28 protein-coding genes and 1 tRNA gene are annotated in these 25,785 nt (G+C 63.9%); 22 read left to right on the top strand and 7 right to left on the bottom strand.

The window, feature by feature from the left end; translation table 11 throughout:
- The coding region (locus A9973_RS18330) for a glycosyltransferase family 39 protein (RefSeq protein WP_183015140.1) at positions 1-1,413 on the top strand (1,413 nt) is incomplete at its 5' end.
- A gap of 7 nt (positions 1,414-1,420) precedes the next feature.
- On the opposite strand, the gene A9973_RS18325 is transcribed toward A9973_RS18330, so the two are convergent.
- On the bottom strand, positions 1,421-1,687 hold the full coding sequence (locus A9973_RS18325; RefSeq protein WP_183015139.1) for a hypothetical protein: 267 nt from the start codon (positions 1,685-1,687) through the stop codon (positions 1,421-1,423).
- Positions 1,688-1,814: 127 nt separating this feature from the next.
- Here A9973_RS18325 and hemN point away from each other — a divergent pair, with 127 nt between their 5' ends.
- On the top strand, positions 1,815-3,245 hold the full coding sequence (gene hemN / locus A9973_RS18320; protein ID WP_183015138.1) for an oxygen-independent coproporphyrinogen III oxidase: 1,431 nt from the start codon (positions 1,815-1,817) through the stop codon (positions 3,243-3,245).
- Between the two features lie 40 nt (positions 3,246-3,285).
- Here the strand turns inward: hemN and A9973_RS18315 are convergent, their stop codons facing one another.
- Entirely contained in the window at positions 3,286-4,029 is a 744-nt protein-coding gene (locus A9973_RS18315; protein ID WP_183015137.1) for a response regulator transcription factor, read from the bottom strand.
- 189 nt (positions 4,030-4,218) lie between these two features.
- Between A9973_RS18315 and rfbD the strand changes: the two genes are divergently transcribed.
- From rfbD to ptsP, 7 genes are all read left to right on the top strand, one after another.
- Positions 4,219-5,127, top strand: a complete 909-nt coding sequence (gene rfbD, locus A9973_RS18310; RefSeq protein WP_183015136.1) for a dTDP-4-dehydrorhamnose reductase — start codon at positions 4,219-4,221, stop codon at positions 5,125-5,127.
- Positions 5,128-5,467: 340 nt separating this feature from the next.
- The gene (gene thrS / locus A9973_RS18305) at positions 5,468-7,420 is read left to right on the top strand and encodes a threonine--tRNA ligase (protein WP_183015135.1); all 1,953 of its coding nucleotides are present in this window, start codon (positions 5,468-5,470) and stop codon (positions 7,418-7,420) included.
- A 20-nt stretch (positions 7,421-7,440) separates the two neighbouring features.
- A complete protein-coding gene (infC, locus tag A9973_RS18300; RefSeq protein ID WP_183015143.1) occupies positions 7,441-7,995 on the top strand; it encodes a translation initiation factor IF-3 in 555 nt (184 codons plus the stop codon).
- Positions 7,996-8,152: 157 nt separating this feature from the next.
- Entirely contained in the window at positions 8,153-9,124 is a 972-nt protein-coding gene (gene gshB, locus A9973_RS18295) for a glutathione synthase (protein ID WP_183015134.1), read from the top strand.
- 17 nt (positions 9,125-9,141) lie between these two features.
- Complete coding sequence (locus A9973_RS18290; protein WP_006226963.1) at positions 9,142-9,543, top strand: PTS sugar transporter subunit IIA; 402 nt, start codon at positions 9,142-9,144, stop codon at positions 9,541-9,543.
- A 116-nt stretch (positions 9,544-9,659) separates the two neighbouring features.
- Entirely contained in the window at positions 9,660-9,929 is a 270-nt protein-coding gene (locus A9973_RS18285) for an HPr family phosphocarrier protein (RefSeq protein WP_054422328.1), read from the top strand.
- A 55-nt stretch (positions 9,930-9,984) separates the two neighbouring features.
- On the top strand, positions 9,985-11,742 hold the full coding sequence (gene ptsP / locus A9973_RS18280; protein WP_183015142.1) for a phosphoenolpyruvate--protein phosphotransferase: 1,758 nt from the start codon (positions 9,985-9,987) through the stop codon (positions 11,740-11,742).
- A gap of 108 nt (positions 11,743-11,850) precedes the next feature.
- Here the strand turns inward: ptsP and amt are convergent, their stop codons facing one another.
- Positions 11,851-13,089, bottom strand: coding sequence for an ammonium transporter (amt, locus tag A9973_RS18275; protein WP_054422326.1), 1,239 nt, complete (start codon positions 13,087-13,089; stop codon positions 11,851-11,853).
- 31 nt (positions 13,090-13,120) lie between these two features.
- Complete coding sequence (locus tag A9973_RS18270; RefSeq protein ID WP_006218735.1) at positions 13,121-13,459, bottom strand: P-II family nitrogen regulator; 339 nt, start codon at positions 13,457-13,459, stop codon at positions 13,121-13,123.
- Positions 13,460-14,012: 553 nt separating this feature from the next.
- Between A9973_RS18270 and A9973_RS18265 the strand changes: the two genes are divergently transcribed.
- The 10 genes from A9973_RS18265 to A9973_RS18220 all read left to right on the top strand — a co-directional run bounded on the left by A9973_RS18265 (position 14,013) and on the right by A9973_RS18220 (position 22,223).
- Entirely contained in the window at positions 14,013-14,417 is a 405-nt protein-coding gene (locus tag A9973_RS18265; RefSeq protein ID WP_183015133.1) for a DUF5339 family protein, read from the top strand.
- 159 nt (positions 14,418-14,576) lie between these two features.
- On the top strand, positions 14,577-14,828 hold the full coding sequence (locus A9973_RS18260) for an accessory factor UbiK family protein (protein ID WP_183015132.1): 252 nt from the start codon (positions 14,577-14,579) through the stop codon (positions 14,826-14,828).
- A gap of 189 nt (positions 14,829-15,017) precedes the next feature.
- Positions 15,018-16,547: a YifB family Mg chelatase-like AAA ATPase gene (locus tag A9973_RS18255; RefSeq protein ID WP_183015131.1), complete on the top strand. Its 1,530-nt coding sequence runs from the start codon at positions 15,018-15,020 to the stop codon at positions 16,545-16,547.
- A gap of 414 nt (positions 16,548-16,961) precedes the next feature.
- Positions 16,962-17,159, top strand: a complete 198-nt coding sequence (gene rpmI / locus A9973_RS18250) for a 50S ribosomal protein L35 (protein WP_006218740.1) — start codon at positions 16,962-16,964, stop codon at positions 17,157-17,159.
- 15 nt (positions 17,160-17,174) lie between these two features.
- The gene (gene rplT / locus A9973_RS18245) at positions 17,175-17,534 is read left to right on the top strand and encodes a 50S ribosomal protein L20 (protein ID WP_006218741.1); all 360 of its coding nucleotides are present in this window, start codon (positions 17,175-17,177) and stop codon (positions 17,532-17,534) included.
- Between the two features lie 77 nt (positions 17,535-17,611).
- Positions 17,612-18,634 carry a phenylalanine--tRNA ligase subunit alpha gene (pheS, locus tag A9973_RS18240; RefSeq protein WP_105558844.1) on the top strand — a complete coding sequence of 341 codons (1,023 nt, stop codon included), beginning with the start codon at positions 17,612-17,614 and terminating at the stop codon, positions 18,632-18,634.
- A gap of 13 nt (positions 18,635-18,647) precedes the next feature.
- Complete coding sequence (gene pheT, locus A9973_RS18235) at positions 18,648-21,065, top strand: phenylalanine--tRNA ligase subunit beta (protein WP_183015130.1); 2,418 nt, start codon at positions 18,648-18,650, stop codon at positions 21,063-21,065.
- Positions 21,066-21,068: 3 nt separating this feature from the next.
- Positions 21,069-21,410, top strand: a complete 342-nt coding sequence (locus A9973_RS18230; protein ID WP_006218744.1) for an integration host factor subunit alpha — start codon at positions 21,069-21,071, stop codon at positions 21,408-21,410.
- A 58-nt stretch (positions 21,411-21,468) separates the two neighbouring features.
- The gene (locus tag A9973_RS18225; protein WP_183015129.1) at positions 21,469-21,915 is read left to right on the top strand and encodes a MerR family transcriptional regulator; all 447 of its coding nucleotides are present in this window, start codon (positions 21,469-21,471) and stop codon (positions 21,913-21,915) included.
- Between the two features lie 231 nt (positions 21,916-22,146).
- Positions 22,147-22,223, top strand: a tRNA-Pro gene (locus tag A9973_RS18220).
- Positions 22,224-22,298: 75 nt separating this feature from the next.
- On the opposite strand, the gene A9973_RS18215 is transcribed toward A9973_RS18220, so the two are convergent.
- Positions 22,299-22,607 carry an integrase gene (locus A9973_RS18215; RefSeq protein ID WP_255469212.1) on the bottom strand — a complete coding sequence of 103 codons (309 nt, stop codon included), beginning with the start codon at positions 22,605-22,607 and terminating at the stop codon, positions 22,299-22,301.
- Positions 22,608-22,630: 23 nt separating this feature from the next.
- Between A9973_RS18215 and A9973_RS30980 the strand changes: the two genes are divergently transcribed.
- Positions 22,631-22,825, top strand: a complete 195-nt coding sequence (locus A9973_RS30980) for a hypothetical protein (protein WP_220805561.1) — start codon at positions 22,631-22,633, stop codon at positions 22,823-22,825.
- Between the two features lie 187 nt (positions 22,826-23,012).
- The gene (locus tag A9973_RS18210) at positions 23,013-23,666 is read left to right on the top strand and encodes a hypothetical protein (RefSeq protein WP_183015127.1); all 654 of its coding nucleotides are present in this window, start codon (positions 23,013-23,015) and stop codon (positions 23,664-23,666) included.
- A 2-nt stretch (positions 23,667-23,668) separates the two neighbouring features.
- Here A9973_RS18210 and A9973_RS18205 read toward each other — a convergent pair whose 3' ends face one another.
- Together A9973_RS18205 and A9973_RS18200 are read right to left on the bottom strand one after the other, a co-directional pair.
- Positions 23,669-24,058 (bottom strand): lysozyme inhibitor LprI family protein, encoded by a 390-nt coding sequence (locus A9973_RS18205; RefSeq protein WP_183015126.1) that lies wholly within the window; start codon positions 24,056-24,058, stop codon positions 23,669-23,671.
- Positions 24,059-24,091: 33 nt separating this feature from the next.
- Positions 24,092-24,481 (bottom strand): hypothetical protein, encoded by a 390-nt coding sequence (locus A9973_RS18200; RefSeq protein WP_183015125.1) that lies wholly within the window; start codon positions 24,479-24,481, stop codon positions 24,092-24,094.
- Positions 24,482-24,660: 179 nt separating this feature from the next.
- Between A9973_RS18200 and A9973_RS18195 the strand changes: the two genes are divergently transcribed.
- Complete coding sequence (locus tag A9973_RS18195) at positions 24,661-25,575, top strand: PhzF family phenazine biosynthesis protein (RefSeq protein WP_183015124.1); 915 nt, start codon at positions 24,661-24,663, stop codon at positions 25,573-25,575.
- The last annotated feature ends 210 nt before the right edge of the window (positions 25,576-25,785 follow it).

The following is a 25,785-nucleotide window of genomic DNA, read 5'->3' as shown; positions in this document are numbered from 1 at the left end:
TGGCTGCCGCTGCTGGATCGCGCGGCGCTGGCGCCGCCGACCGACAATATCGAACAACTCACCTGGGTGCGCAGCCTGGAATGGGGTTACTACAAGCACCCGCCGCTGCCGACGTGGCTGCTATGGCCGGTGGTCCGCGTGCTGGGGTGGTCGGCCTGGGCGACGTATGTGGCTGGCGCGTTGTGCACGCTGGGGGCGTTTGCGCTGTTTTGGAGCTTGCTGCGCGAGCTGCGCGGGCGCGCCTACGCGCTGACAGCTTTGCTGGCTGGCCTGTGCATCACCTTCTACAACGGCCGGCTGTACTTCTATAACCACGAGATCGTCTTGATTCCGCTGGCCGTGGGTTGCGCGGTGGCCTGCTGGAAGGCCTGGACGACGCGACGCATCGGCTGGTGGATCGTGTTGGGCATTTGCCTGGGTCTGGGCGCGCTCGCCAAATACCAGATTGCGGCGGCGGGCGCGGCGGTGCTGGTCTTCTGGCTAAGCCAGCGGGGCTGGCGCGACCCGATGCAGGTGTTTGGCTTGGAGGTGGCGGGGCTGACCGCGCTGGCCGTGTTTTCGCCGCATCTGATCTGGCTGGCGGCCAACGACTTCGAGTCGTTGGGCTATGCCATGTCGTCGTCGCTGGCGGCCAATTTGTCCGGGGCCGCCCGTATGCAAGAGGTTGCGCGATGGTGGGGCGACCAGTTGCTGAACCGAGCCATGCCCGCATGGGTGCTGCTGGGCGTGCTGGGGTGGCTGGCGCGGCGCAGGCCGTCCGCGTGGCCGGGTACTGCCATGCCTGTCGTGCCAGCCGCGATGCCCGGCGATCCGGCCCGCGCGTTGCTGCTGGCTTTCGGTTTCACGCCGCTCATCTTCGTCAGCGCGATGACGCTGGCCACCGGTTCCCGCATCCAGCTGCATTGGGGTACGCCCTATCTGCTGTTCGCGGTGCCGGCGGTGATGGAGCTGCTGCGTGGCCGCGCAGGGTGGGGGCATGCCAGGCCGAGCGAAGCGGTGGTGGTCTTCGTGCTGATCCAGTTGCTGCTGATGGCGCGAGTGGAATTGACCTCGCCGGCGGGGGCGGGGCTGGCGCGGCGCGCGGCGGATTGGCGGTATTTCGATTCCCAGGCATTGGCGCACGCCCTGCATGAGCGCACCAAACTCGCCTTGGGCGGACCGGTCCGCATCATTTCGGGGCCGCCGGATGAGGCGGGGGCACTGGCGTTGCGGTTGCCCGAGCAGCCGCTGGTGCTGATCGACGGGCAACCGCGATTCAGCCCTTGGGTGCCTGCCGGGCTGGCGGCCGCGTGTGGCGTGCTGGAGCTGAGCGTGAAGGCGCGTCCCCCGGGCTTCGATCCGGTCGGCGACGATTTTCCCGGCCTGTACTGGCGGGTGCAACCGCCTGGCGCCGCCTGCGGCGCGGGCGGCTAGGCGGGGCCTACTGCGCGTCGCCGTCCGGTTCCGGCGTTTGCGTGAAGGCGCGCACCAGGCGGGCGATGCCGTCCAGCTCGTCGTGTGCGCCGACCACCCATTCCGGCTTTTCGAATGGGCTGTCCGACGGCGCCCGATCCATGTTCGACTTCAGGTCGTTCAGCAGTTCCAGCGCCATATCGGTCGCCTGGGGGCTGCTGCGGGTGGAAAGGGCGATGGCGATCGCCAACGCCTGGCGCATGGCCAGCAATCGGCCGTCCAGTTCAGTGTCCATGGGGTATGTCCTTGTTCCGCATCGTGAATGGACGCATTTTAAGGGCCAGAGCGTTCGCGCATGCGCTCGGCGCGTGGTTTGCGCAAGATCAAGGTGGGAAGGGCGCCACCGGCGAATAATTCAGGGTATGCAAGCCGCCCCACGCCCACTCGTTCCCGAACCGTCGGCCTCTGCCGCCTCCGAGCCTTTTTTTCCGCCCCAGTTGCTGGCCAGGCTGGACAAGAACGGGCCGCGCTACACCTCTTATCCCACGGCTGACCGCTATCACGGCGGCTTCGGCGAACAGGACTATCGGCAGGCGCTGCAACAGCGCCGCGCGGCGACACCGGACGAGCCCCTGTCGCTATACGTGCACATTCCATTTTGCGATTCGGTCTGTTACTACTGCGCCTGCAACAAGGTGGTGACGCGCCACCACGAACGCGCCGCCCGCTATCTGGGCGCGCTGGCCCGCGAAATCGCGTTGCATGTCCAGGAATTGGGGGCAGGCGTTCCCGTGTCGCAACTGCACTTCGGCGGCGGCACGCCGACCTTCCTGTCCGACGACGAACTGACCCGCCTGATGCAGGACCTGCGGGCGGGTTTCCGGTTTGAGCCGGACGCGGAAATCTCGATCGAGGTCGACCCGCGCACGGCCACGCCCGCGCGCCTGGCTCATTTGCGCCGGCTGGGCTTTAACCGGTTGAGTTTCGGCGTGCAGGATTTCGATCCTAAAGTTCAAGTGGCCGTGCACCGGGTGCAGTCCTTCAAAGACGTGCGGGCGCTGATGCAAAGCGCCAGGGCGCTGGCCTACGACTCGATCAACGTGGACCTGATTTACGGGCTGCCCTTGCAGACCACCGAATCTTTCGCGCGCACGATTTCGCAAGTGGTGGCGCTTCGGCCCGACCGCATCGCGCTGTACGCCTACGCGCATCTGCCGGAACGCTTCAAGCCGCAGCGCCGCATCAACGAGGCCGACCTGCCCGACCGCGCCACACGGGTCGGTCTGCTCAGCTCGGCCATCGACGGCTTCCTGCAGCAGGGCTACACGTACATCGGGATGGATCATTTCGCGTTGAACACGGACGCGCTGGCCATCGCCAAGCAGCGGGGCGAACTGCACCGGAACTTCCAGGGCTACAGCACGCAGCCCGACCGCGATCTGGTCGCGCTGGGCGTGTCCGCCATCGGCCGTATCGGCAACACCTACAGCCAGAACGCCAAAGTCCTGGACGAGTATTACGCCGCGATTGAATCCGGACACTTCGCGGTCGAGCGCGGGTTGACGCTCAATGCCGATGATCTTGTGCGGCGCGAAGTCATCATGGACATCATGTGCCAAGGCCGCGTGGATTTTGCGCGGATCGAAGCGCGGCATGGCTTGCGTTTCGGCGATTATTTCAGCCGCGAGTTGCTGCAAATGGCGAACTTGGCCGAATTGGGTCTGGTGAACCTGCACCCCGGCGAGGTCCAGGTGACCGGCCTGGGCTGGTATTTCGTGCGCGCCGTCGCCATGGCCTTCGACGGCTATCTGCGCAGCGTGAGCACCACCGCCAGCTATTCCCGGATTATCTGACCCCCCGAAGGGGCTGGCCCAAGGCCTCGCGCCTGCCGCCTCATTCAGCGAACTTCTCGCGCAGATACAGCGCCAGCGACAGGTCGTCGGCCAGTTGCAGCTTGCGCATGGCGCGGCGCTTGTGCGTGCTGACCGTCTTTTTGCTGCGCATGAGCCGGATTGCGATCTGCGTCACCGACAGGCCCTGGCTGATATGGCGCAATATCTCGACTTCCGACGTGGTCAGCAGCGCGTGCGGGTGCGTGGGCTGCAGGGGGCGGACCTTGCCTTCCACCACCGACAGGAAGGGGTGCTTGCCGTTCAACACGCTGCGGACCATGTCCGGCAACAACGTCATGCCCCACTGCTTGGCCATGTAGCCGTTGGCGCCCGCTCGGAACGCGGCATATCGCGTCTCCTCGAGGTTGCCGGCCGAAAACGTGATGATCGCCAGGTTGGGGTGATACCGGCGCAGACGGCGCAGGTAGTTCACGCCGTCCCAAGGTTCCTGGGGCAGATAAAAATCGACCAAGGCCACGTCACAGGGCGAATGAGTCAGTTTTTCCAGCAAGGAGCGCGCCGACGTCTCCCGGTGGACGACCCGGAAACCCGGTCGGTTTTCCAGATAGGCCGAGACGCCCAGCGCCACGACGGGATGGTCGTCCAGCACGGCGATCCGGATGGTCGGCGGCGGGCGCGACAGCAACAGGTGCCGGCGCGCGCCAGGACGGTCATCGCTGTCGCCGCCGCGTGGAAGGGGCGAAAAGAATGACGCCGTATGCTCAGGCGTTGAAACAGGTTTCATCAGTGCCCCATAGGCCGGAAAAAATGGGAACGCCGGTGGCGGTTTCATCCGGTTCAGGGCGAAATCCGAAGCACGCGTCGCGAGTTGTCTGAAATTTGCGAAGGCAGATTACGTTTTCGTATGGTTGTTCGGACGGGAAACGCGCCAAAATCAGACTGTTGCACCCTTGGCCTGATAAAGAGCGTGAGCATGCCCAAGAAGATTCTGGTGTTAGGTCGGGACGGCCAATTGGGCTTTGAACTCCGGCGCAGCCTTGCGCCGCTGGGCAACGTGGTGGCGGTGGGCAAAAGCGGCTGCGATTTGACCTACCCCTTGCAACTGGCGCGGCTGGTCCGCCGGGAAAAGCCCGACGTCATCGTCAATGCCGCCGCGCTTACCTCGATCGAGCGCGCCGAGGAAGACGTCGTGCGGGCGATGCGGATCAACGGCGAGGCGGCGGGCGAACTCGCTGCCCTGGGGGCGAGCCGGGGCGCGCTGATTGTCCACTACTCGTCGGATTACGTGTTCGATGGCGCCAAACCGGGTGCCTACGTCGAAACTGACGAGCCGGCGCCGCTGAACGCCTATGGCCGCAGCAAGCTGGCGGGCGAGCGTGCTGTCCAGGCCTTGAATCCGGCGCATCTGGTGTTCCGCACGTCGTGGATCTACGGCGTGTTCGGCAATTGCTTCCTGAAATCCATCCTGATGGCGCTGCGCCAGCCCGAGCCGCTGCGCGTCGTCAGCGACCAGCGCGGCGCGCCGACCGGGGCCGCGTTCATCGCCGACGTGACGGCGCTGGCGGTGGCGCGCTACCTGAGCGAGCGCGCCGGGTTCCCGTTCGGGCTGTACCACCTTGCCGCCGCGGGCCATGCCACCTGGCACGAATACGCCTGCTTCGTGGCCGGGCAGGCCCGGACAGCGGGGCTGCCCGTCACGCTGACGCCGGCCGACATCCGGCCGGTCACGTCCAGCCAATACCCGTCCACGGCGCGCAGGCCATTGAACTCCTGCCTGGATACCGGCCTGCTCGAGCGGCAGTTCGGCATCCACGCGCCGCCGTGGCAGGAAGGCGTCCGGCATGCGCTGGCTGCCATTGCGGGCAGCCGCAATCTGGCGTGACAGGGTCGGGTTGTCGCGCTTACGCCACGGAAAGGGCGCAAATGGTGCTACAATCGGCAACGATAAACGCAATTGATCCGTTGATCCCGATTGCGCCACTTTGCTCCGCGCCGCCTCGGGCGCGTACCAACAGGCTTAGAACCATGTTTTTCCCGCTGGCACGAACTACGACCCGGAACTTTCGCCCTATGTCGCGTTAGTTTTTCGTGCGTCGGGTTTCACCGTGTCAGGTCAGCGGTAGGACTCAGCAAGACAACCACTAGAACGCGGCTCTCAGGCCGCGTTTTTCGTTTCCGATTTTCGATTTTTCCAGTTCCAAGAACCCCAGGAAGCACTCCCGATGGTACAGATCACATTGCCCGATGGTTCGCAGCGCCAATATCCGGGGCCGGTAACGGTTGCCGAAGTGGCGCAGTCGATCGGTACGGGCCTGGCCAAGGCCGCCTTGGGCGGCCGCGTGACGGTTGAAGGCGCGGAATCCAAGCTGGTCGACACCAGCTTCCGCATCGAAGGCGATGCGCGCCTGGCGATCGTGACCGCCAAGGACGCCGACGGCCTCGACCTGATCCGCCACTCCACGGCCCACTTGCTGGCCTACGCCGTCAAGTCGCTGTTCCCCGACGCGCAGGTCACCATCGGCCCCGTGATCGACAACGGCTTCTACTACGATTTCTCGTACAAGCGCCCGTTCACCCCGGAAGACCTGGCCGCCATCGAAAAGAAGATGGCCGAACTGGCCAAGAAGGATGAAATCGTCACGCGCGAAGAATGGTCGCGCGACGACGCCGTCGAATTCTTCAAGGGCATCGGTGAAACGTACAAGGCCGAGATCATCGCTTCGATCCCTTCGAACGAGCCGCTCAGCCTGTACCGCGAAGGCGATTTCGTCGACCTGTGCCGCGGCCCCCACGTGCCGTCCACGGGCAAGCTGAAGGTCTTCAAGCTGATGAAGGTGGCCGGCGCCTACTGGCGCGGCGACAGCAAGAACGAGATGCTCCAGCGCATCTACGGCACCGCCTGGGCGACCAAGGAAGACCAGGAGGCCTACCTGCACATGCTGGAAGAGGCCGAACGCCGCGACCATCGCAAGATCGGCCGCGAACTCGACTTGTTCCACTTCCAGGACGAAGCGCCGGGCCTGATCTTCTGGCACCCCAAGGGCTGGGCCCTGTGGCAGCAGGTCGAGCAGTACATGCGCGCCATCTACAACAACAACGGCTACCAGGAAGTCAAAGCGCCGCAGATCCTGGACCTGTCGTTGTGGAAGAAGACGGGCCACTGGGACAATTACCGTGAAAACATGTTCACGACCGAGTCCGAGAACCGGGTCTACGGCCTGAAGCCGATGAACTGCCCGGGCCACGTGCAGATCTTCAATTCCGGCTTGCATTCCTACCGCGAGCTGCCGCTGCGCTATGGCGAATTCGGCCAGTGCCACCGCAACGAGCCCTCGGGCTCGCTGCACGGCATGATGCGCGTGCGCGGCTTCACGCAGGACGACGGCCACATTTTCTGTACCGAAGAACAGCTTCAAGACGAATGCGCCGACTTCACGGCCCTGTTGCAGAAGGTCTACCGCGACTTCGGCTTCACCGAGGTGCTGTACAAGGTCGCCACGCGTCCTGAAAAACGTATCGGCTCGGATGAAGTCTGGGACACGGCCGAACAGGCCCTGATGGAAAGCTTGCGCCGCACGGGCTGCGAATTCGAGATTTCGCCCGGGGAAGGCGCGTTTTACGGCCCGAAGGTGGAATACACCCTGAAGGACGCCATCGGCCGTCACTGGCAATGCGGTACCATCCAGGTCGACTTCTCCATGCCCGTGCGCCTGGGCGCCGAGTACGTGGACCAGAACGACCAGCGTCGTCCGCCGGTCATGCTGCACCGTGCCATTCTGGGTTCGCTCGAGCGTTTTATCGGCATGTTGATCGAAAACCATGCCGGTGCGATGCCTCCTTGGCTGGCTCCGGTGCAGGCTGTCGTATGCTGCATTTCCGAACCTTCGGCCGATTATGCGGCTGAAATCACACAAAGCCTGAAAAAACAAGGCTTTAGAGTAGAGTCCGATTTGCGTGGTGAAAAAATCACTCGTAAAATTCGTGAGCACAGCCTGCAAAAGGTGCCGTACATTCTTGTCGTCGGCGACAAGGAGAAGCAAAACGGCACCGTAGCCGTACGCGGTCTGGGCGGACTGGACCTTGGCGCCATCGCATACGACGAGTTCGTCGCGCGATTGTCCGAGGATGTGTCCTCCCGTCGCGACGTCAATCAACCTGATAGCAGTGCTGCTTAACATTTCTAGGAGCTTTCAACATCGCCACTGAAAAAGCCAATCGCATCAACGGTGAAATCCGCGTCCCCGAGGTGCGCCTGATAGGTCTGGAAGGAGAACAGCTGGGCATCGTCAAGATCGCCGACGCGTTCCGTCTTTCCGAGCAAAGCGACGTGGATCTGGTGGAAATCGCGCCGAACGCCGAGCCGCCGGTCTGCCGTTTGATGGACTACGGTAAGTTCAAGTACCAAGAGCAGAAGCGCCAAGCCGAAGCTCGTTCCAAGCAGAAGGTCATTCAGGTCAAGGAAGTCAAATTCCGTCCGGCCACCGACGAGGGCGACTACCAAGTCAAGCTGCGCAACTTGCGCCGCTTCCTCGAAGAGGGCGACAAGGCCAAGGTGACGCTGCGTTTCCGTGGCCGCGAAATGGCTCACCAGGAACTCGGTATGCGGGTGCTTGAACGTGTGCGCGACGATCTGCTGGAACTTGCCCAGGTCGAAGCCATGCCGAAGCTCGAAGGCCGTCAGATGGTCATGGTGCTGGCGCCGAAGAAGAAGGCCTTGCCCGCTGCGGGCAAGCCCGAAACGGCTGCCTGAGTTCCAGCCGCAGCCTGGTCTTCCAGGCTAGGCCGCCACGCTTCCGACCCGCCGTCCGTCCTGTGACCGGCGGGTTCGCTTATTGGGCGGCTCTGCGCTACGATGTCATAAAGCCGCCTTCCCTCCAGGGAAGGCGGCGTACGTTCGGGGTGTCGCGATGCATGTTTTGTTCGTTTTGGATCCCTTGCCGCTGCTGAAGGCGTACAAGGACAGCTCTGTCGCCATGATGCGTGCCCTGGTGGCGCGCGGCCACACGCTTAGCGTGGCCATGCAAGGCGACCTTTACATCGAGGCGGGCGTCGTCAAGGCCGTCACCACGCCGATTACGCTGTCGGCCAACGCCGACCTGCATGGTCACGACTGGTGGACGGAATCGGCCCCCCAGGATCTGCCGCTGGCGGATTTTGGCGCAGTCGTCATGCGCAAAGACCCGCCTTTCGACATGGAATACGTGTATTCCACGCACCTGCTCGAATACGCCGAGGCGCAAGGCGCCCGCGTGTTCAACAGCGGCGCGGCCATCCGCAACCATCCCGAAAAACTCGCCATCACTGAGATCAGCGAATTCACCGCGCCCACGCTGGTGACCCGCAACATGGCCCGGCTGAAGGCGTTCCACGACACGCACCACGACGTGATCGTGAAGCCGCTGGACGGCATGGGCGGCACGGGCGTGTTCCGCCTGCAGCCCAAGGACCCCAACCTGAACGCCATCCTGGAAACGCTGACCGACAACGGCGCGCGCACCATCATGGCCCAACGCTACATCCCCGACATCGTCAAGGGCGACAAGCGCATCCTGCTGATCGGCGGCGTACCGGTGCCGTATTCGCTGGCGCGCATCCCGCTGGCCGGTGAAACGCGGGGCAACCTGGCTGCCGGCGGCCGCGGCGTCGCGCAGGAACTGTCCGCGCGCGACCGCGAAATCGCCGAAGCCGTGGCCCCCAAGCTTGCCGCCCGCGGCCTGCTGCTGGTCGGCCTGGACGTCATTGGCGACTACGTCACCGAAGTCAACGTCACCAGCCCCACCTGTTTCGTAGAGATTGCCGAACAGACCGGTTTCGATGTTGCAGGCATGTTCGTCCAGGCGCTTGAAAAAGCCGTGGCGACCACTGCCCGGGCAGCCTGATCTCTCTGGAAACCGTCATGACCACGGGTATTGTTATCGTCGTGCACGCGCCTTTGGGCGCGGCGATGCGCGAATGCGCCAGCCACGTCATGGGCAACCTTGACGGGATGCTGGCCATTCACGATATCCAGCCCGAAGACCGGCCGGACGACCTGGCGCCGGATGTCCTGAAAGACATCCTGGGGCAGGACCACGGCGCCGGCGTGCTGGTGCTGACGGACCTGATCGGCGCTACGCCCGCCAATATCTCCAAGCGGGCGGTGGCCGATGCGCAGGCGCAGGGCATTCAATGCTGCGTGCTGGCGGGCCTGAATACCCCGATGCTGCTGCGGGCGCTGACCTACCGCAACCTGCCGTTGGCGGAAACCCGCGAGAAGGCCCTGGCTGGCGGGGTGCAGGGTGTCTTGCGTGTAGACTGACGGGCGGGAATTTGTCCTATTATGTCGGCTGACAATTCCAGCCGAAAAGCAGTTGGCGGTTTGGCGTTTTGCTGTGATCAACACTGCGGCGTTCATCCGCGGTCATAATATTTCCTATGCCTACAAAAGACATCGTCATCAGCAATAAATTGGGTTTGCATGCGCGGGCGGCCGCCAAGCTGACGCAACTTGCCAGCAAGTTCTCAAGCGAGATCTTCATCTCGCGCGGCGCGCAGCGCGTGAACGCCAAGAGCATCATGGGAGTCATGATGCTGGCGGCCGGGCTGGGCGTGACGGTCAAGCTGGAGGCTTCCGGCGGCGACGCCGATCAAGCCCTTTCCGAAATCGAAACTCTGTTCGACAGCAAATTCGGTGAGCAGGAATAGAACCCCCTCTGAATCCGCCGGCCTGAGCGCTGCCCGGGCCGGTTCGTCCTCGACCCTGGGCCCTGCTTACGACGGATCTGGCGCTGCCAGCCCCGTCGTTTGTCTTTACGGCAAGGGGGTTGCCAAGGGATACGCCATCGGGCGAGCGGTCGTCATGGGCGCCGCCGCGCTGGAAGTGGCGCACTACCGGATATCTCCGGAAGACGTGCCCACGGAAAGCGCCCGCCTGACCGACGCCCTGGCTTCGGCGCAGCACGAGCTCCGGCAACTGGCCGACACCTTGCCGGCCGATGCGCCGCGCGAGCTGGGCGCGATGCTGAATGTGCACAGCCTGCTGCTTGGCGATCCGTTGCTGGCCGAGCAGACGCTGGCCCTGATCGCCGAACGCCATTACAACGCCGAATGGGCGCTGACGACGCAAGGCCAGATTCTGGGCCAGCAGTTCGACGCCATGGAAGACGAGTACCTGCGCGAGCGCGGGGCCGACGTCCGCCAGGTGATCGAGCGCGTGCTGCACGTGCTGGCCGGCACCTCTGCCATCCTGCCCGACATGTCCCACATGGGCGGCGATGATGCTCTGGTGGTGGTGGCGCACGACATCTCGCCCGCCGACATGCTGCGCCTGCGCGGCGGCCGCTTCGCGGCGTTCGTGACCGACTTGGGCGGCCCGACATCGCACACGGCGATCGTCGCGCGAAGCATGGGCGTGCCGGCCGTGGTCGCCATGGGCAACGTGCGCGAACTGGTCCGCGACGGCGACATGTTGATCATCGATGGCGCCGCTGGCGCCGTAGTCGTCAACCCGTCGGACCGCATTCTTCAAGAGTACCGGCGCCGCCAGGCCGCGTACGCCGACGAACGGGCCGAACTAGGCCTGTTGCGCGACGAGCCCTCGGTCACGCTGGACGGCATCGACATCGTGCTGCACGCGAATATCGAGCTGCCCGACGAGGCCGCCCTGGCGTTGGCGTCGGGCGCGGACGGCATCGGCCTGTTCCGCAGCGAATTCCTGTTCATGGGCCGTCCGGACCTGCCCGGCGAAGAAGAGCAGTACGAAGCCTATTCGTCGGTCGTGAAGGTCATGGCCGGCCGGCCCGTCACGATCCGCACGCTGGACATCGGCTCGGACAAGACGCTTGACGGCGAGGCCACCGTGGCCACCAACCCCGCGTTGGGCCAGCGCGCGATCCGCTATTGCCTGGCGCGACCGGAGATGTTCGCGACGCAGCTGCGCGCCATCCTGCGGGCCTCGGCCCACGGACCGGTGCGCTTGCTGATCCCGATGATCGCCCACATGCATGAAGTGGTGGCGACCAAGGCCGCGATCGAATCCGCCCGGCGCGAGTTGGATGCCCGCGGGCAGGCGTATGCGCCGCAGATGGAAGTGGGCGCCATGGTTGAAGTGCCCGCCATCGCGATCGCGATCGAACCCTTCGTCCAGGCGCTGGATTTCCTGTCCATCGGCACGAACGACCTGATCCAGTACACCTTGGCCATCGACCGCGGTGACCACGATGTGGCGACGCTTTACGATCCGCTGCATCCTGCCGTGCTGCGCCTGGTGGCCAACACCATCAATGCGGGCGAGCGCGCTGGCAAGCCAGTGGCGGTCTGTGGCGAAATGGCGGGTGATTCCCGCATGACCCGACTGCTGCTGGGCTTGGGCCTGACCGAGTTCTCGATGCATCCGCAGCAGCTGCTGGACGTCAAGCGCGAGGTGCGCCGGGCGCATTCCAACGCCTTGCGGATCAAAGTGGCCACCGCGCTGAACCGCGCCTTGCCGGTGGATCTGGACGCGCTGGATCCGGCCTGAACCGGAGCCGCGCTTCGGCGCCGCCAGGCAGTGGAATAGAAAAAGCCCGGACCGTAAGGTCCGGGCTTTTTCTGTCCTTCACAACCCCATCGCTGAGGTTGGCTGTGATTAGCTGTGGTAAGCCGATTCGCCGTGGCTCGTGACGTCCAGGCCTTCGCGCTCCTGGTCTTCCGGCACACGCATACCGCACAGGGCATTGGCGATCTTGTAGGCAATCCACGCCACCACGCCGGACCAGACGATGGTCAGCAGCACGCCTTCCAGCTGGACCCACAGTTGGTGGGCGATCATGCCAGGCTCGGCCAGGCCGGGGCCCCCGAGGACTTGCGCATTGAACACCCCCGTCAACAGCGCGCCGACGATACCGCCCACGCCGTGGATGCCGAACACGTCCAGCGCATCATCGGCGCGCAGCATGCGCTTCAGGCCATTCACGCCCCAGACGCAGACGATACCGGCAACCACGCCGATGATCAGTGCGCCCACCGGGCCAACCAGGCCGGCGGCGGGGGTAATGCCCACCAGACCGGCAATCGCGCCGGAGGCGGCACCCAGCATCGAGGGCTTGCCCTTGATGGCCCATTCCGTGAACAGCCAGGCCAGCACTGCACCCGCTGTGGCGATCATCGTGTTGAAGAAGGCCAGGGTGGCGTTCTCGTTAGCGGCCAGGGCCGAACCCGCATTGAAACCGAACCAGCCCACCCACAGCAGGGCAGCGCCGATAAACGTCATCGGCAGGTTGTGCGGCTGCATGGCTTCGCGGCCGTAGCCCACGCGCTTGCCCACCACATAAGCGCCCACCAGACCGGCCACGCCAGCGTTGATGTGCACCACGGTGCCGCCGGCGAAATCCAGTGCGCCCTTTGCGTTCAGCAGGCCCGGCGCCGTTTCGGACGCGAACCACACCATGTGGGCGATGGGAATGTAGGCGAACGTGAACCAGATCACCGTGAACACCAGCACCCCGGAGAAGCGGGCGCGCTCAGCAAAGCTGCCCACAATCAGCGCGCAGGTGATGCCGGCGAACGTGGCCTGGAACGAGGCGAACAGCAGCTCGGTCAAGGTGTTCGACATGGCGTACTTGCCGTCAGCCGGTGTGAACATGCCAGAGAAGAAGGCGCGCGACAGGCCGCCGAAGAAGGCGTTGCCCTCGGTGAATGCAAGGGAATAGCCGTAGATGAACCAGAGAACCAGGCCCAGCACGAACGTGCACAGCACTTGGAGCAACACCGACAGCACGTTCTTGCTGCGTACCAGGCCGCCATAGAACAACGCCAGACCGGGTACGGCCATCATCAATACAAGCAGGGTAGAGACGAGCAACCAGGAGATATCTGCTTTATCCATTTTCAGGCTCCAATGAGTCTTTCTTATTTATTTACAGCGCAGCTTCGCCAGCTTCACCCGTTCGGATACGGATCACCTGTTCCAGGGGGGCGGCGAAGATCTTGCCGTCGCCGATCTTTCCGGTACGGGCGGCTTGTTCGATCGCTTCGATGACCTGATCGACAAGGTGGTCGGGCACCGCGGCTTCAACCCGCAGCTTGGGCAAAAAGTCGACGGCGTATTCGGCGCCGCGATACAGCTCGGTGTGGCCCTTCTGGCGGCCAAATCCCTTGACTTCGGTAACAGTCAGACCTTGGACGCCGATTCCGGATAGAGCCACCCGCACTTCGTCGAGCTTGAAGGGCTTGATGATGGCGATGATGAGTTTCATGGCATTTCCTCTCATGGTTGCACGTTGGCCTCGACTATCAAGCAAGTTCCATGCCATGTCGGTTGAACCCGGGGAAGCGGGGGGCAGGCGCCTGAGTTGTGCCTGTCCGCACCAATGTAGTGCGTCTTGCACCATGCTTCAGCCTCAATTTGGTGCGTAACGCGGGGAATGCGGGGCTTGCAACGAAATATGTTTCAAGCCCGCTATTTGTAGCCAATTGATGCTGAGGATGTTGCGGTTTGTCGTGAATTTCGGCATGCAGCGGCAGATGGCCGGTGACGCCGCGCCGGGCCGCACAGCGTTACAGGGCGTGGCTGTCGGACGAAATAGGGGGGCGGTTCAGCGGCCTGCCAGCTTGCGTTCAGGCGTCGAAAAATGGGGATGCGTTTGATACCGGGGTTTACACGGATACGCTTGTTGCCGAGGGGGCACTGAAGAAGAATCGATAACACCTCATGGCTTGTCAAAAAAAGCCAGGGCGGATCGGGCGGCTGGCGAGGTTCCCGGTACGGCGGCCCACTCAAATAAGAAGCAAGAACGGAAAGAGGACACCATGAAGATTCAACGCAAGATGATCGGCATTTTGGTGCTGGCCGCATCGGTCGGCGTGCTGGCCGGCTGCAACAAGAGCGACGAAAAGGCGGCCCCGCCGGCGGCTTCCACGGCTCCTGCGCCCGCTGCCACGCCGCCGGCCTCGACACCGCCTGCCGCGACGACGCCGCCGGCGACGGGCTCCACGGCTTCCGTGCCGGCCGAGTGCGAGGCGTATCTGGCCAAGGTCAATGCTTGCATGGACAAGCTGGGCAACAGCAACCCGGCGGCTGCCAGCATCAAGCAGCAGCTCGAGTCGGCCAAGTCGCAGTGGGCGGCGATTCCCGACAAGACCCAATTGGCTGCGCAGTGCAAGCAATCGTCGGACCTGTTCGCGCAATCGGCAACCCAGATGGGCTGCCCGTAACGATGTTGGTAGGGGGTTGCCGCCATGGCAGCCCGGTTTTCTCCTGTGCTTTGATGGGCGGTCACCGCATGCGGCCCGCCCTCTTTTTTTGCCCATTCGTCCTGCAGCGCAAGGCCCGAAGCACTACACTTGGGGCATCAAGAACACCGAGAGGCCGCTATGAACAATCGCACCCAGTGGATGGAAGACATCCAGAAGAACATTTCCGACCTGATCGCCCGCAGCCCCGCGGCGGACGTTGAAAAGAACGTGCGCGCGATGATGGCCCAGGCCTTCACCAAGATGGATCTGGTCACCCGCGAAGAATTCGACGTGCAGGCCGACCTGCTGGCGCGCACCCGCGCCCGCGTGGATCAATTGTCGGCGCAGGTGCAGCAACTGGAAGAACGCCTGTCGGCGTTGGACAAGTAGGCGCGCATCGCTATGCCGGCACCGCAACGACCGCTTCGAGCGGTCGTTTTTATTTTGGCGTCCTGTTGCGCGCCATCCATGAAATGATCGTCAAGACGCCTTAGGCGCGGGCTGCTTTTGTCACGCATCGGCCTGCGGGCGCGTCGCAATTGCCGATACTGACGGCCTTGTTCCCTTTGGGAGAGCGTCTTGACGCTTGCCGTTCTTGCCAGCCGGGCGCTCAGCGGGCTGCATGCGCACGCCGTCCGGGTAGAAACCCATCTGGGTCCGGGGCTGCCCAGTTTCAACGTCGTGGGGCTGCCCGACACCGAGGTGCGCGAAAGCCGGGAGCGCGTGCGCGCCGCCATCTTGAATAGCGGCTTTGCGTTTCCGCCCGGGCGCATCACGGTGAATCTGTCGCCTGCCGATATTCCCAAGGAATCCGGCCGGTTCGATCTGCCCATTGCGCTGGGGTTGCTGCTGGCCTCGGGCCAGTTGGCCGCGCCTACCGATGGCGGTGGTCCGGACTTGCCTGTGGCGGACCCTACCTTGGCCGGCCTGGTGCTGGCAGGCGAGTTGTCCTTGACTGGCGCGTTGGTGCCCGTGGCGGCCCCCTTGGTGATTGCGCTGAGCGTGGCGCGCGAGGCGCCCGAGGCCACGCTGATCCTGCCGGCGGGCAGTGCTGAGCAGGCCGCTTGGGTGCCAGGGCTTCGCGTGCTGTCTGCGCGCAGCCTGGCGGATGTTGCCGCTCATGTCACGGGCGCCTGCCGGTTGCCGGATGCGGTGCCCAAGGCGTGGCCTGCGCCGCCGCCAGCGCCGTGTCTGTCGGACGTTCGTGGACAGCCAGGCGCTCGGCGGGCGTTGGAAGTGGCCGCAGCGGGCGGCCATAGTCTGCTGATGATCGGACCGCCCGGCGCGGGCAAGAGCATGCTGGCGTCCCGCTTGCCGGGCTTGTTGCCGCCTTTGCGGCGCAGTCAGGCGCTGGAAGCGGCCGCCGTCGCGGCGCTGGCGGGACTGCCCGAGGCGCTGATGGGGCATCCCCCGTTCCGCTCGCCGCATCATTCCGCGTCGGTTGCGGCGTTGGTGGGCGGCGGCAGCCGGCCGCGTCCGGGCGAGATCAGCCTGGCGCACCATGGCGTGCTGTTTCTGGATGAATTCCCGGAATTCAGCCGGCGCACGCTGGAAGCGCTGCGCGAGCCGCTGGAAGCGGGCAGGGTGGTCATCGCCCGTGCCCTGCACGCGGCCCAATTCCCCGCGCGTTTTCAATTGGTCGCGGCCATGAACCCTTGCCCTTGCGGCTGGCGCGGGCATCCGGGGCGGGTCTGTCATTGCACGCCCGATCAGGTGGCGCGCTATGTCGGCAAGATATCCGGGCCGTTACTGGACCGCATCGACCTGCATGTGGCGCTGCCGCCATCCGACCCCGAATCCATGGGCGGCCCCCCGGGCGAGGCGTCCGGCCCCGTGCAGGACCGGGTGATGCGTTGCCGGGACCGTCAGGAGGCCCGGCAGGGCAAACTGAACGCCGCATTAATGGGGGCAGAACTGGATCAGCACTGCGTCATGGATAGCGAGGCGCAGGCGCTGCTTTTTCAGGCCATGCGCCGCATGGCGGGGTCCGGGCGAGCGCTGCACCGGGCGTTGCGGGTGGCGCGCACGATCGCCGATCTGGACGGGGCAGACGTGCTGGGCGCCGGGCATGTGGCGCAGGCGGTGCAGTACCGGCGGCCGGGGGTATGATGGTCGGTTGGATCTCCTGGCCCGGCCCGCTTGGCTTTTTGCCGCATCCGACTCGACAAAGACCAGGAAATCACCATATAATCAAAGGCTTTCCCGGATCTCGGCCACTTTTTTGCCAAGAGCTGGGAAGAAATCGTGTCTGGCAGCAATGCCGTGCCACGGTGGGAAGAGGCAGGAAAGTAGCAGGGAAGTAGCAGGGAAGTGACCCGGCAGTAGTTGGGAAGTGACCCGGCAATGTGCTTCCTGCAATACCCCAGCAAGACCCCAGCAATACCCCGAAGTACCCCCAAGAAGTGGCAACAGGTCTACAAGTTTTGCCGTCGCATCGGTGCTAGCCCTAGGGCTTTTTGCCAGCAACGCCAAACACCTCGCGTCATGTCAAATCAACAACGAGTTTAAGTTTAGGGAATCATCATGCCCAAGATGAAAACCAAGAAAAGCGCCTCCAAGCGCTTTAAGGTTCGCGGCAGCGGCTCCATCAAGCGCGGTCAGGCGTTCAAGCGCCACATTCTGACCAAGAAGACCACGAAGGCCAAGCGTCAATTGCGCGGCTCGACGGCCGTTCATGAATCCAACGTGGCCTCCGTCAAGGCCATGATGCCTTTCGCTTGATAAGGGAGATCTAATATGCCTCGCGTCAAACGCGGCGTAACTGCCCGCGCACGTCACAAAAAAGTCATTGCCGCCGCCAAGGGTTACCGTGGTCGCCGCGGTAATGTGTTCCGTATTGCCAAGCAAGCAGTCATGCGCGCTGGCCAATACGCCTACCGCGACCGTCGTAACAAGAAGCGCACGTTCCGTGCTCTGTGGATCACGCGTATCAACGCCGCTGTCCGCGAACATGGCGTCAGCTACAGCGTGTTCATCGCTGGCCTGAAGAAGGCTTCGATCGAACTCGACCGTAAGGTCCTGGCCGATCTGGCCGTGCGCGACAAGGCCGGCTTTGCCGCCATCGTGCAGCAAGCCAAGGCTGCCTTGGCTGCCTGATCGCGCGCTTTAACTCATCGCGCATCGCTGCAAACGGGGCTGTAATAGCCCCGTTTGCGTTTTGAAGGCTGGATTTCATGACTCTATTGGTTGACGACCTGGTCTCCCAGGCGCAAGAACGGTTCGCCGCGGCTACGGATGCCGCTGCGCTTGAGAACGCAAAGGCTCGATTCCTGGGTAAGGAAGGCGCACTGACGGTGCTGCTGAAAGGCCTGGGCAAACTCGATCCCGAGCAGAAGCGCGAAATGGGCGCCCGGATCAATCAGGCCAAGCAACAAGTCGAAGAGCTTCTGACTGCTCGCCGCGCCGCGTTGGCGCAGGCGGAATTGGATGCCCGGCTGGCCTCTGAAACCATTGACGTCACGTTGCCGGGACGCGGCCGCGCGCCGGGCGGCATCCATCCGGTGATCCGGACCTGGGAACGCGTGGAAGCCATCTTCCGTTCCATTGGCTTCGATGTGGCCGACGGCCCCGAAGTGGAAAACGACTGGACCAATTTCACCGCGTTGAACAACCCGCTGGACCATCCGGCGCGTTCGATGCAGGACACGTTCTACGTCGACATGAACGACGCCGACGGCCTGCCGCTGCTGCTGCGCACGCACACCAGCCCCATGCAGGTGCGCTACGCCCGCATGCACAAGCCGCCCATCAAGGTCATTGCGCCGGGGCGCACCTACCGCGTCGACAGCGACGCCACGCACTCGCCCATGTTCCACCAGGTGGAAGGGCTTTGGATCGCCGAGGACATCTCGTTTGCCGATCTGAAAGGCGTGTACACCGATTTCCTGCGTTGCTTCTTTGAAAGCGACGATCTCGTCGTGCGCTTCCGTCCGTCGTTCTTCCCGTTCACGGAACCGTCCGCCGAAATCGACATGATGTTCACCTCGGGTCCCAACCGCGGCCGCTGGCTGGAGATCTCCGGCTCGGGCCAGGTGCACCCCGAAGTGGTGCGCAATTTCGGTCTCGACCCCGAGCGCTACATCGGCTTTGCCTTCGGCTCCGGACTTGAGCGCCTGACGATGTTGCGCTACGGCGTCAACGATCTGCGCCAATTCTACGAAGGCGATTTGCGCTTCTTGCGCCAGTTCAACGAATAACAGACGGCTGATCATGCAATTTCCCGAATCCTGGCTGCGTACGCTGGTCAACCCTCCGATCGCAACCGATGAACTCGCGCACCGGCTCACGATGGCCGGCCTGGAAGTCGAAGACACCGTGCCCGCCGCACCCGCCTTCACCGGCGTGGTCGTGGGTCATATCGTCGACATCGCGCCGCACCCCGACGCCGACAAGCTGCGCGTCTGCCAAGTGGATGACGGCTCCGGCGAGCGCCTGCAAATCGTCTGCGGCGCGCCGAACGCGGCGGCCGGCCTGAAAGTGCCGCTGGCCCGCGTGGGCGCGGAACTGCCTGGCGGCATGAAGATCGGCGTGGCCAAGATGCGCGGCGTGCAATCGTCGGGCATGCTGTGCTCGGCCCGCGAACTTGGCCTGTCGCAAGACCATGCCGGTCTGCTGGAACTGCCCGCCGACATGGTGCCTGGCCAGTCCATCCGCGAAGCGCTGGACTTGGACGACACGCTCTTCACGCTCAAGCTCACGCCCAACCGCGCCGACTGCCTGTCGATCCTGGGCGTGGCGCGCGAAGTGGCTGCCCTGACGGGGGCGCCGCTGTCCGTGCCGACCGCCGTCGCCGTGCCGGTCACGCTGGATGAGCGCCTGCCCGTCAAGATCGAAGCCCCTGACCTGTGCGGCCGTTTCGGCGGCCGCGTGATCCGCGGCGTGAATGCCCGCGCCGCAACGCCCGACTGGATGAAGACGCGCCTTGAGCGCGCCGGCCAGCGTTCGTTGTCCGCGCTGGTGGACATCTCCAACTACGTCATGCTGGAACTGGGCCGCCCGTCGCACGTGTTCGATCTGGACAAGATTGGCGGCGACATCAGTGTGCGCTGGGCGCGCGAAGGCGAAACGCTTGAACTGCTGAACGGCCAGACCGTCACGCTCGACCCCAAGGTGGGCGTGGTGGTGGCGGGCGACCAGGTGGAAAGCCTGGCCGGCATCATGGGTGGCGAAGCCACCTCCGTGACGCTGGATACGCAGAACATCTATCTGGAAGCCGCGTTCTGGTGGCCGCAAGCCATCGCCGGCCGCGCGCGCCGCTACAAGTTCAGCTCGGAAGCCAGCCACCGTTTCGAGCGGGGTGTGGATTACGCCAGCATCCCTGAGCACCTTGAATTCATCACGCGCCTGATCGTCGATATCTGCGGCGGCCAGGTCGGCCCCATCGACGACCAGATCGTCAACCTGCCGGCCCGTCCGCCCGTGCGCCTGCGCCTGGCGCGTTGCCACCGCGTGCTGGGCGTGCCCGTCACGCAAGAGCAGGTCGCCAAGATCTTCGGCAGCCTGGGCCTGGAATTCACGGTCGAAGGCGACGACTTCATCGTCAGCCCGCCGTCGTACCGCTTCGATCTCCAGATCGAAGAAGACCTGATCGAGGAAGTGGCCCGCATCTACGGTTTCGAGAGCATCCCCGACGTGCCGCCGATGGCGCGCGCCAAGATGTTCTCGCAGCCGGAAGTGCATCGCGGCGCGCATGCGCTGCGCCGCCTGGCCGCCGCGCAGGACTACCAGGAAGTCGTGAACTACAGCTTCGTCGAAGCGGATTGGGAACGCGACTACGCCGGCAACGACACGCCGGTCCGCCTGGTCAACCCGATCGCCAGCCATTTGTCGGTCATGCGTTCCAGCCTGATCGGCGGCCTGATCGCCAACATCCGCCACAACGCCAATCGCAAGCAGTCGCGCGTGCGCCTGTTTGAATTGGGCCGGGTGTTCATGCGCGACGCATCCGTCCAGGACGGTCCGCTGGAAGTGGCGGGCGTGAAGCAGCCGATGCGCCTGTCTGGCGCGGCGTGGGGCCCGGCGGTGGAAGAGCAGTGGGGCGCCGCGACGCGCCAGGTGGACTTCTACGACGTGAAGATGGATGTCGAAGCGCTGTTCGGCGCACGCGGCCGCCGCTTGCGTTTCGAAGCCGCCGCGCATCCCGCGCTGCATCCGGGCCGCAGCGCCCGCATTGAACTGGATGGCCGCGCGATCGGCTGGATCGGTGAACTGCACCCGCGTTGGGCGCAGCAGGCAGATCTGGCGCATGCGCCGGTCGTGTTCGAATTGAACGTGGATGCCTTGTCCGAAGGCGAACTGCCGCAGGTGCGCGAACTGTCGCGCCAGCCCGTGGTGGTGCGCGATCTGGCGTTGTGGGTCGATGCTCCCGTGTCCACGCAATCGATGCTGGACACCGTGGCCGCGGCCGTCAAGGCGGATGCGCAACTGGCCGTGGTGCAGGATGTCCGCGTGTTCGACGTGTGGCGCGAGAAGGCCCACGGCAGCGAACCCGTCACCGAGAAAAGCCTTGCTTTCCGATTCTGGCTACAGGACACTGAGGTCACTCTGGACGAAGCCCGTGTGGCGGATTGCCTGTCCCGCATCAAGGATGCATTGGTCAGTGCTCACGGCGCGCGCCAGCGTGCTTGAACCATGGGGAACAGTATGCTTGCTGCCGAGCCGCGCACTCTGACCAAGGCTGAGCTGGCCGAACTGCTCTTCGAGCGGGTCGGCCTGAACAAACGCGAAGCCAAGGACATCGTCGATACGTTCTTCGAAGAAATCCGCGATGCCCTGGCGCGCGGAGATTCGGTCAAGCTTTCGGGCTTTGGCAATTTCCAGGTGCGCGACAAGCCGCCGCGCCCTGGCCGCAATCCCAAGACCGGCGAGACCATTCCCATCGCCGCACGCCGCGTGGTCACGTTCCACGCGAGTCAGAAACTCAAGAGCGTGGTGGAGCAGGCGACCCCTGCTGCACCCGACGCCGCGGAGTGATACGCTTTGTCGGTAATTGTTATCGGCTTCCAGCGCCCGCGCGGCATAAAATTCGCTTATGACACGTACTGAACCCACCGTTACCTTACCGCCCATTCCCGCCAAGCGTTACTTCACCATCGGTGAAGTCAGCGAGCTGTGTGGCGTCAAGCCACACGTCTTGCGGTACTGGGAACAGGAATTCACGCAGCTCAAGCCCGTGAAGCGCCGCGGCAACCGCCGCTACTATCAGCATCACGAAGTGCTGCTGATCCGCCGCATCCGGTCCCTGCTGTACGAGCAAGGCTTCACGATCAGCGGCGCACGTAATCGTCTGGGCGATGCGCGCGACATGCCGCATGATCAAGACGCCGCCGTGCGCTTGTCGGGTGCTGAAATGCAGGCCCTGCGCAACGAGCTCGGCAACGTCTCGACCATGCTGGCCGATGCGTTGGGGCTGCCGGCGAACACGGCGGCCAGCGCACCGGCCGGTGCCACCAGCAGCACCGTGGGTTCGGCCGCTTAAGTGCTGAATTCATTGCCGTCCAAGATCGTTTGATCGAACGCAGTACCTGCACCGCGTGTCGCGCTTGAAGCGTGCGCGGTGCAAGCAAGCAGTACGTTGCGCCTTGTGCGCCGCCTTGCACGCAGTATGTGCAGGCGACGAACATGAGGCGCAAATTTTTTTGAGTATTCAGCACTTTTTTTGCACCACTGCGTGCAAACAAATTTTTGTTCTGCTATACTCTTTTTCTTTCGGGGCGTAGCGCAGCCTGGTAGCGCACTTGCATGGGGTGCAAGGGGTCGCGAGTTCGAATCCCGCCGTCCCGACCAGCAATACCCTAGGGGGTTAGTGATATTAATCACTAACCCCCTTTCTCATTGTGGGAACTTTCTGGGGACTTTGCTCTATTGTTGTCGGCGCAATACCGTCAACGTAGGCGTTTGATCATTGGTGCGTGTAATGCGATTGGCCAATTCGATCAGCTTGCCCAGCTCCGCGGCAGAGTCGTGCGACGTGACGCTGCCATTCGTGTGGCCCAACAGCACCTGACGATCCTCATGCGAAACGCCTGCAGCTCTGAGCCGACGCCCAAACGTATGTTTTAGATCGTGCACGCGAAGCCGTGCGAAGTCCGGATGCGCCGGCTTGCCGTACTTCGTTTCCCAAGCCAACGCAGCACGCTTGCGTGCGCTACGCCATGCGGCCGCATTCATTCGCGATATGGGACCTCCTTCGAATGGGAACACGCATTCCTTATCTGAACCGCGTTGAAGCCGGATGGCTGTACGTAGAAGGCCAGCGGTTAAGCACCAAAGTGACCCTTGAGAAAGGCGCAAACGGTCTTAAGGTTACGGACAAGCTCGACTTCGACAAGAACGTCGAGTACGGGGAATTCAGCGGTAGCGCCGTGTTGGTGCTGGCAAGAGGGTAGGGGCCGCCCGGATGCGGTACCGGGTGCACGAAGTGCTGGTATAACTCCTGCGGATTACACCAACGCTCTCGTGCAAAGGACCTCCGTGTCGACCTCTCTCCCGGCTAACCGCTATTTGGCGTTGACGGCAAGCACGCTCCGTCAACAGGGTGGCAGTCTATGGCGGTCTACGCCGTGGGCATTTTCCGTGTTTGTCCTGACGCTGCCGATCACGCTGCTGCTGCCGCACCTGTCGCTGGTGTATTCCGGATTCTTCCTGTTCGTCATCGTGAATGTGCTGGCCTTGACGCGCATGGCTACCGCTTGGTCGCGGCAGATCGTGCCGGGCCGTCATGCCGATATCGCGGACTGGCGTTGGGGGCGATCGGAGTGGAAAGTCCTTGCCTTGCTCGTGCTGCTTATCGCGATAGGCACGGGCTTGATGTACGCCACCGCCCGAGTGCCGATCCTGATTTACTTTGGGCTGGATGGCGTTGCCGATAGCGCGTTCTTCGTGTCCCTGTTCCTGGCGCTTGCGGCCATATGGGTGCCGGCGCTGTATCTGGTCAGCACCTTTTCCCAGAGCTTCGCGCGGGCGGCGATCTTGGGGCGTTGCGATTTTTGGCGGACCCGTCAGGGGAGCCGAGTGCACGCGTGGCCGATGATGGGAATTCTGTTCTTGCTGGGGGTACTTCTGGTGATTGCGGGCGCCTTGCTTTCGACGGCCATCTCGGACATGTCCGCTGCCGCGATTGCGCTTGGCATCGTCGGCGTCGTGCTTTGCGCCGCGCTGGTGGTGACGGCCGCGACGATGTGCGCCGTCGCATATCGCGAGCAGGCGCAGGGCGGCCGCAGCACCTGAGATCAGTCGCCCAGCAGTTCCCTCAATTCATCGGCGCGTTGAATGTTCAGCCGCATGGGGCAGTAGCCGAACATCGGTGAACCGACGTAAGAGGTGGCAAGGTCGCATTGGCCGTTGCGGTACGCGAGCCAAGCCTTTTGGGTTTGCTCCAGCTTATCGGCGTCTTCCGCCGATTGCTGCGCCAGACGCGCATGCAGTTTGCCGTACAGCGCGTTGATTTCAGACTTCACAGAGGCCGACACCGTGCTGGAGCAATTCAGCACCGAGGTGTTGTTGGTGGCTCCAGCCTCCGACAGGCAGCGATCATACTGGGCGGTGTAATCCTTGGCGCCTGCGGCATGCGCCGCGGCGGCGATCAGCGTCAGGGAAAGGGCGGTCAGCGTGCGGATCATGGGCGTCGGTCTGTGATGGGGTTGCGCAGGGATTCAACGCCGCTTGTCTGCCTTGCGCGGCGCGGGCGGCAGCGGATTGCCGACGTGGCTGGCCAGCCAGTGTTCGATCTTGTCGTCGCGGCGGGCGGCCCAATCGCGGCCGATTTCCAGCACGAGCATATTGCGCGTATCGCCGTAGTCCTGGCCCGGTTCCTTCTGGAACATTTCGCGCCAGATGTCGGACGCGACCAGATCTGTCGTCAACAGGACGCCGATGCCCTTGGCGTCGATCCACAACGGGGCGGCGCGTTCATCGACATGCTTCTTCAGGTTTTCAAGCAGCTTCTGGGCGAGCGAGGCGTTGTCTTTCGATGCCGAGATCAGGACCAGATATTGCCGGTGGTCGCTGGACGGTTCGTCGGAGTCGCCAAAAGGGTTTTCCATGGTGCATTCCTTTCGGGGTAAGCGTGCATTGGGGCGCGGATGCGTCCTTCGCAGACAGGTTACTCGACGCAGGGGCCAAGCCGCGCTGTTATGGCGAAAGTTCTGCGGTTCTGTGCCTGTCGCGCCATGGCTGCGTCCTTGCATACTGCGTCTTTCCCGCCGGACAAAGAGAAGCTTGCATGCGCTACCGATACGTCACCGCCGATGTCTTCACCACCCAGCCCTATAGCGGCAACCCGTTGGCGGTTGTGCTGGATGCCCAGGGGCTGGAATCCGCGCAGATGCAGCGCATCGCGCGGGAATTCAACTATTCGGAGACCAGCTTCGTGCTGCCGCCGAAAGACCCGGCGCATACCGCCTGGGTGCGCATCTTCACGCCCGACCGCGAGGTGCCGTTCGCGGGCCATCCGAATGTGGGCACGGCCGTGGTGCTGGCGCGCGAGATGATCGCCGCCGGACGCCCGGCGCCGGATGCGTTCGTGTTCGAAGAGGCCGCGGGTCTGGTGCGGATCTCGCTTGCGGCGGGCGCCAAGGGCGTGGACGGCGTCGAGCTTCTGGCGCCCCAGCCGTTGTCTCGCGCGAGCCAGGTGCCGGTGGCCGCGGTGGCCCGGGCATTGAAGCTGGACCCGTCCGATATCGACACGTCCGAGCATGCGCCGCAGGTGGTCTCGGTGGGGTTGATCTTCCTGGTCGCGCAGTTACGCAACCGCGATGCGCTGCGACGTGCGGCGCCGGACGCTGGCGGCTATGCCGCGCTGCTGCCGCTGGACGGCGCGAAGTCCATCTATGTCTATACGACGGACACGGCCGAGGATACCGAGGACGCGCCGACGGACATCCAGGCCCGGATGTTCACCGGACGCATGACCGAAGACCCCGCCACGGGCAGCGCGACGGCGGCGATGACGGCGTTGCGCGCGTCGCTGCGCGGCGACACGTTGTTGCGCTTGCGCGTGGGGCAGGGCGTGGACATGGGCCGGGCCAGCCTGTTGCTGGCGCACGCCGAACCCCGTGCCGACGGCGTCTGGGCGGGGGTGGCGGGCCAGGCGGTCATCGTCATGGAAGGGACGCTGCCTGCGCCGGCGGCATCCTGATTCGGGCGTGTGCCGATATTGCCTGCCGCGCGGGGGCTCGTGTATGCTCTTTCGCATGAACGCAATGCACTCCGCGCCGGCATGCCGGGCAGATAACCGACGAATCACTCGACGTCTACGTTGAGTGGCAAGTCACGTTCAGGCGCTGAGTTTTCAGCGCTTCCTCCTGAAGGCCACGATACCCCTCGTGGCCTTTTTGTTTGTGCGCTA

Source organism: Achromobacter sp. UMC46 (assembly GCF_014170335.1).
Lineage (GTDB): Bacteria > Pseudomonadota > Gammaproteobacteria > Burkholderiales > Burkholderiaceae_B > Achromobacter.
The sequence above is the reverse complement of the archived record's forward strand: the minus strand, read 5'-3'. Positions and strand labels throughout refer to the sequence as shown.